Here is a 4,628-nt window from a genome sequence, read left to right as displayed (position 1 = left end):
GATGGTACTGCAGGGGGGACCCTGTGGGAGAGTAGGACGCCGCCGAACAATCTTTCATGGACCCCTGGTCCAGCGTTCACGCTGGACCAGGGGTCTTTTTTGTTTTCTCCGCTTTGTAGGAAGCGCGGCCGATCGCCGGCTGCGTGAGAATGACTGTGGTACCCGAAGACAGGAGCCGTGCCGATGTCCCCCAACTCTCCCGACGACCGTCCGGAGCGCGAATCACGTCGTAGGGACGGTGACGGTGGTGACCGGAGCGGTTCCCGTGGCGGTCGTCCCACCGGCAAAGGCGGCGGCGTCGGTGACTACGTAGCCCGAAGCGACAACCGCAGCGGTGGTCGTCCCGCGAGTGGCGGTCGTCCGACCAGCGGTGGTCGACCCACCGGTGGTGGACGACCCGCGAGTGGTGGCCGTCCGACCAGTAGCTCCGGCGGTGGCGGTGGCTTCCGTGGGCGCGAGGAGCGCCCCACCTCCCGTCGCGACGACCGCCCGAGCGGTCCGCGTAGGGATCGTGACGACGACCGTGGTGGTCGTCCGACCGGTGGCGGGCGTCCCGTCGGCGGTGGCCGCCCCACTGGCGGTGGCCGTCCGGCCGGCAACTCCGGTGGTGGCGGTGGCGGGTTCCGTGGGCGCGACGAGCGCCCCAGCGGGCCGCGCCGTACCGACGACCGTGGTGGCAGGCCCACCGGCGGTGGTCGTCCCAGCTCCGGCGGTAGTGGTGGTGGGTTCCGTGGGCGTGATGAGCGTCCCAGTGGTCCGCGCCGCGACGACCGTCGCGATGAGCGCCCTTCCTTCCGTCGTGACGACCGGCCGAGTGGTCCGCGCCGTGACGACGACCGTGGCGACCGTGGCGGCAGGCCCACCAGCAGCGGTCGTCCCACCAGCGGCGGCCGCCCCAGCAGCGGCGGTCGTCCTACGAGTGGTGGCCGTCCCAGCACCGGTGGTGGTGGCGGTGGGTTCCGTGGACGCGACGAGCGTCCCAGTGGTCCCCGGCGTGACGACCGTCGCGATGAGCGTCCCTCGTTCCGTCGTGACGACCGGCCGAGTGGTCCGCGCCGTGACGACGACCGTGGCGACCGCGGTGGCAGGCCCACCGGCGGCGGTCGCCCCAGCGGCAGTGGCGGCAGTTACGGCCGACGTGACGACCGGGAGCGTGGCGGGTTCCGCGGGCGGGACGACCGTGACGATCGCGGTGGATACGGGCGTCGTGACGACCGTGACCGGGATCGGGACCGGGAGCCCATCAAGCGGCTGCCGATCCCCGAGGACGTCACCGGCGAGGAGATCGACAAGGCGGTGCGGCAGGAGCTGATGAGCCTGCCCAAGACGCTCGCCGACGACGTCGCCAAGAACCTCGTCATGGTCGCCAACCTCATCGACGAGGACCCCGACCAGGCTTACGCCTATTCGCGCGTGGCACTGCGGCTCGCCTCCAGGGTCGCCGCCGTGCGCGAGGCCGCCGGCTTCGCCGCGTACGCGACGCAGAAGTACGGCGAGGCGCTCGCCGAGTTCAGGGCGGCGCGGCGGATGACGGGCAACGTCGACCTGTGGCCCGTCATGGCGGACTGTGAGCGCGGCCTGGGCCGTCCCGAGCGGGCCATGACCATGGCCGGTGAGCCCGAGGTACTGAAGCTCGACAAGGCGGGCCAGGTCGAGATGCGGCTGGTCGCCGCCGGTGCGCGCCGGGACATGGGCCAGATCGACGCCGCCATCGTGACCCTGCAGGGGCCGGAGCTGGGCTCCAACTCCGTACAGCCGTGGACCGCGCGTCTGCGTTACGCGTACGCCGACGCGCTGCTGTCGGCCGGGCGCGAGGACGAGGCGCGCGACTGGTTCGCCAAGGCCCTGGAGGCCGACAAGGACGGCGCCACGGACGCCTCGGACCGCCTCGCGGCTCTGGACGGCGTCCAGTTCGTCGACGTGGACGAAGACGAAGACGAAGACGAGGGCGCGGGCGAGCACGACGGCGAGGACGCCGGCGACACGGACGCTCTCGTGGACTTGGACGAGGACGACGACGTCGCCGACGAGGAGTCGGACCCGGAGAACGACAAGTCCTGATCCGACGACGACCGCACCGTGAAAGAGGGCGGCATCCCCACCAGGGGGTGCCGCCCTCTTTTTCGTTTCTCGTCCGTCTCTCAGCCGTCGGCGAGGCTCCGCAGCACCAGGCCCGTCGCCGGCTTCGGGCCGAAGGACGTCGACTTGCGCGGCATCGTGACCGCCTGGCGCGCCAACTCCCGTACGACTTCTTCGCGTACCGGATGCAGCAGAACCGCCGTGCTGCCGTGGCGTTCCGCCTGCTCCACCACGGCTTCCGTGTCGTGGATGTACGAGATGTGCTCGGGCGCGTCCGGGATTCGCCAGATGTGGTCGAGCAGCGTGGAATGCAGCACGGTCGCGTCGAGGGCGCGCCACTCCTCCGGGCGGTCGGCCGGCACCGTACGGGCGAGGAGGGCCGGGTCGGGGCGGTCGATCAGGTGGAAGCGGCCGTCGCCCGCCAGCAGGAAGGCGTTGGCCGTGCCGTTGCCGGCGGTGGCCGCCTCGGCCAGGGCCTGGACTGCCTCCGGCAGTGTGCCGTCGGCCGTGCGGACCCGGAAGGAGCCCGGTTCGGCCTTCAGCGCCGCCAGGGCGTCCGCGACCGGCAGTCGGTGCAGCAGCCGGTGGATCGCCTTGACCTGGAGGGGATGGCGGGCGGTGTCGACCAGCAGGACCAGGCCGTAGGCCCAGGGGCCCGCCGCGCCCCGCGGGTGTTCGTCGCGCAGCCGGAGATAGGTCGCCCACCGGTGGTGACCGTCGGCGATGAGCGCCTGACGGTCCGCCAGGTCGTCCTCGATCTCCGCCAGTTCGGCGGGATCGGTGACCGACCACAGGCGGTGGCTGAAGCCGTCCTCGGTGGTGGTGGACAGCAGGGGCGTGCGCCGCGCGGTGCGTTCGACGACGGCGGTCGTGCCGGTCGTCGTGCCGGTCGTCGTGCCGATGACCGCGCTGTCCGTCGAGATGCCCTCGCTGCGGTACGTGAGCAGCAGCGGCTCCAGATTGGTGGCGGTCGCCCGCATCAGCGCCGCGCGGTCCTCGACGATGTCCGGCATCACGTCCTCGTGCGGCAGGACGACACCCTCGGCGGGCGTGGACAGGGCCAGGGCCCCGATCACACCACGCTGGAGCAGGTCGCCCTTGCGCTGCTCGTACACGTACAACGCCGGTTCCGCGTCCGGTGCGAGGACGCCTTCCGCGAGCCAGCGCCGGAGCGTGCTCGCCGCCTGGCGGTGCCGGTCGGCGGCGGTCGCGGCCTGGGGCAGGATCAGCCGGACGATGTTGTGCGGGTCGGCGGACTCCAGGTGGAGCAGTCCGTCGGGACGGACGACGACGTCGTACGGCGGCGAGGTCACGGCGGCGAGGCTGCCCACCCGCTCGGGGACGTAGCGCAGCCCGCGGAACGGGATCAGGCGGAGACCTTTCTCCGCCGGTCCTGTGGTGTTCATCTCCGCATCGTATGCGGGCGTGGGCATGAGCGATGATCGGGGGAGAGCCCGGTCACGGGGCGGAAGAGGGAGCGGGAGACTGATGAGTCAGCCGAGCAGGACCAGGCCCGACGGCAGCGCGACGGCGCTGAACGAGGCGTACGACACGGCTCTGCTGGATCTCGACGGCGTGGTGTACGCGGGCGGCGAGGCCATCGGGTACGCCGTCGACTCGCTGATCACGGCCCGGGACGGCGGGATGCACCTGGCGTACGTCACCAACAACGCGCTGCGGACGCCGGACGCCGTCGCCGCGCATCTGACGGAGCTGGGGGTGCCCGCCGAGCCCGCCGAGGTGATCACATCGGCGCAGGCGGTGGCGCGGCTGATCGCCGAGCAGGTGCCGGCCGGTGCGCGGGTGCTGGTGATCGGTGGCGAGGGGCTGCGGGTCGCCCTGCGCGAGCGGGGACTTGAGCCGGTGGAGTCGGCCGACGACGACCCGGCCGCCGTGGCGCAGGGCTACGGCGGGCCGGACCTCGCCTGGGGGCGGTTCGCCGAGGCCGGATACGCGATCGCGCGCGGTGTGCCGTGGTTCGCTTCCAACACCGACCTGACCATTCCCAGCGCGCGCGGCATCGCGCCGGGCAACGGGGCGGCCGTCGAGGTCGTACGGATCGCGACGGGCGCCGACCCGCAGGTCGCGGGCAAGCCGCTGCCGCCGATGCACCGGGAGACCGTGCTGCGTACGGGGGCGAAGCGGCCGATCGTCGTCGGGGACCGGCTGGACACCGACATCGAGGGCGCGTTCAACGGCGGGGTGGACTCGCTGCTGGTGCTGACCGGGGTGACGGACGGGGCGCGGCTGCTGGCCGCCGAGCCGAAGCACCGGCCGACGTATGTGGACGCGGATCTGCGGGGGTTGCTGACCGGGCAGCCCGAAGTGGATGCCCGGGACGGCGAGTTCGGGTGCGGCGGGTGGACCGCCGCCGTACGGGACGATGTCCTGGTGCTCGACGGGGACGGGGCGGCCATGGACGGGCTGCGGGCGCTGTGCGCCGCGGCCTGGACGCACGCGGGGGACGGCGCGTGCGCCCTGGACGGGGGCAAGGTGCTGGCGAGGCTCGGGCTGTAGCGCGTCGACCGCCGGGCGGGCCCGATGGAGCC

The 4,628-nt window shown here is 72.7% G+C and carries 3 protein-coding genes; 2 read left to right on the top strand and 1 reads right to left on the bottom strand.

Annotation, left to right across the window (positions count from 1 at the left end):
- The first annotated feature begins 1,296 nt into the window (after window positions 1-1,296).
- On the top strand, window positions 1,297-2,061 hold the full coding sequence (locus ACFUN8_RS37015; protein WP_383647740.1) for a hypothetical protein: 765 nt from the start codon (window positions 1,297-1,299) through the stop codon (window positions 2,059-2,061).
- Window positions 2,062-2,141: 80 nt separating this feature from the next.
- Here ACFUN8_RS37015 and ACFUN8_RS37010 read toward each other — a convergent pair whose 3' ends face one another.
- Window positions 2,142-3,485 (bottom strand): DUF1015 family protein, encoded by a 1,344-nt coding sequence (locus ACFUN8_RS37010; RefSeq protein ID WP_383647738.1) that lies wholly within the window; start codon window positions 3,483-3,485, stop codon window positions 2,142-2,144.
- 82 nt (window positions 3,486-3,567) lie between these two features.
- On the opposite strand from ACFUN8_RS37010, the gene ACFUN8_RS37005 reads away from it, so the two are divergent.
- On the top strand, window positions 3,568-4,596 hold the full coding sequence (locus ACFUN8_RS37005) for an HAD hydrolase-like protein (protein WP_383647735.1): 1,029 nt from the start codon (window positions 3,568-3,570) through the stop codon (window positions 4,594-4,596).
- The last annotated feature ends 32 nt before the right edge of the window (window positions 4,597-4,628 follow it).

The sequence above is a fragment of the Streptomyces sp. NPDC057307 genome (assembly GCF_042667665.1).
Lineage (GTDB): Bacteria > Actinomycetota > Actinomycetes > Streptomycetales > Streptomycetaceae > Streptomyces.
Note: the sequence above shows the minus strand (reverse complement) of the source record. Positions and strands in the feature narration are given on the sequence as shown.